Source organism: Cognatilysobacter terrigena, from assembly GCF_004361065.1.
GTDB classification, from domain to species: Bacteria; Pseudomonadota; Gammaproteobacteria; order Xanthomonadales; family Xanthomonadaceae; genus Cognatilysobacter; species Cognatilysobacter terrigena.
The window spans coordinates 1-2,067 of sequence record NZ_SELT01000081.1; the positions used below are offsets into that span (position 1 = coordinate 1).

Below are 2,067 nucleotides of genomic sequence, written 5' to 3' on the forward strand. Positions count from 1 at the left end.
AGTCCTGCGCGAATCCCGCGCCGTTGTCGCGCACGAAGTATTCGCCGCCGGACGTCAGGCCGAATTCGATGACGGCGGGATCGCGATCGCGCGTGAACTTCCAGGCATTGCCGATGAGGTTCTGCAGGAGGTTGCGCAGTAGCGTGGCGTCGCCTTCGACATCGAGACCGGGCTGCACGCGTACGTCGAGATTGCGCGTCGGCTCGGATACGGTGAGCTCCTCGATCACTTCGCTGGCCACGCGACTCAGGTTGACGGTCTCGACCTTCAGGGCGCTGCGCGACAGACGCGCGAGCTGCAGCATGGAGTCGATGAGCTCGCCCATGCGCGTCGCCGCGCGGCGCACGCGCGAGAGGTAATCGCGCCCCGGATCGTCGAGCCGTTCGGCATAGCGCTCGGCGAGGATGCGGCTGAAACCGTCGATCGCGCGCAGCGGCGCGCGCAGGTCGTGCGACACGCTGTAGGCGAACGACTCGAGCTCCTGGTTCGCGCGCATCAATTCGCGCGTGCGCAACGCGACGCGCGCTTCCAGCGTGCGGTTCAGCGCGTGGACACGCGCCTCGGCGAGCAGGCGCTCGGTGACGTCTTCCATCTGCAGCAGGCCGGCGACGTCCTGCCCGATGTTGCCCGGGATCGGCGAATAGGTCAGGTGCACGTGGCGGGTCGTGCCGTCGGGGCGGTGGAAGCGGCGCATCGCGCGCCAAACGCCATCGCCGTCGTTGCGCGCGAGCGACTCGCCTTCGCGCAGGTCGAACAACGATTCGAATGGCAGCCCGACGATCGCGTCCGGTCGACGCCCGAACATCGCCGCGAACGCCGGATTGACGTCGACGATGCAGTCGCGGCTGTCGACCAGCGCCTTGCCGATCGCGGAGTACTGCATCGCCGCACGGAAGCGGACCTCGCTGCGACGGAATTCTTCGGTCAGGCGGCCGGCGATCTCACGCGCTCGCGTGCCGGTGCGCGCGAGCGTGAAGGCGACGCCGTACAGCAGCAGTGCGGCGATCAGGCCGAGCGCGAGCGTGCCCTGCAGTGTGCGCAGGCCGGGGACTTCGTCGGTGAGGGGCGGCGACGCAAAGTCGAAACGCCATTTGCGTCCGTAGACGTCGACGGTGCTGCTGCGGGTGAACGCCGGATGCGGCACGCGTCGCCCGCCGTCGTAAAGCAGATGCGGCGTTGCGTCGGTGACATCCACGATGCGCACGTGCATGTCCTGCAGGTGGCTGCCGAGCGCAGCGTCGACCATGTCCTGCACATGGAACGGCACGTAGATCCAACCCTGCATCGCCGCGCGCTCCATCGCGATCAGGTGATCGGCGATGCGCAGCACGTCCTCATAGCTCTTGCCGCCGGTGACGCGGTACTTGCCGTCGACCACGATCGTCGGCGTGCCGGTCACGCCCGCCTTCGTCATCCATTGGCGTCCCTGGTTGACCTTCGTGGCCACGGCGAAGCTGTGCATCATGTCGAGGAACTGCTGCGCGTTCGCACCATACTGCGCGTAGAAGTTCGCGATCTTCTGCTCATCCGGCGGATCGCCCTCACCCGGCATCGTGTCCTTGACGTGGATCGCGTCGATCAGCGCCATGTGCGTCTTGTCGACCAGCCCGAGCTGCTCGGACACGTAGTACGCCTTCGCGTACGGATCCCACTCGGGGCCGAACGGCGCCGGCACGTAGTGGAAGTTCACGTCGGCCGGAAGCTTCATGTGCCACGGCTCGACGGTCGGCGCGAAGCGCGCGCAGGCCGGGCAGACGTAGCCGAACACCTCGACCACCTCGATCTTGCCCGGCTCCGGCTGCCACGGCTGGCCGCCGGCGATCTCTTCGTAGTCGGTGCCCAGTACCGGCGGCGGACCCTGCGGCGGCACGATCGGACCCGGCTGACGGGTCGCCGCGGGCGTCGTGGCGGCAGCCGGCGTCGCCGCGGCGTTCGCAGGCGCGGCGGCGGTCGAGGCCGGTGTCGACGACGCGGCGGGCGCGGCGGTGTCGGTGCCCTTGCCGCAGGCGGTGGCCATCAGCGCGACGGCGAGCACCAGCGGATAACGCAGCACCGCGAGGCGCGGGA

1 protein-coding gene and 1 pseudogene are annotated in these 2,067 nt (G+C 68.8%); both read right to left on the reverse strand.

The features are described 5' to 3' along the window. On the reverse strand, window positions 1-1,300 hold a 1,300-nt coding region (locus EVS83_RS16280), incomplete at its 3' end, for a sensor histidine kinase (RefSeq protein WP_425456120.1). Then, window positions 1,283-2,017, reverse strand: a pseudogene (locus tag EVS83_RS16285) (thiol:disulfide interchange protein DsbA/DsbL); the annotation flags it as partial. The pseudogene EVS83_RS16285 and the gene EVS83_RS16280, both read right to left, overlap by 18 nt. Window positions 2,018-2,067: the final 50 nt, after the last annotated feature.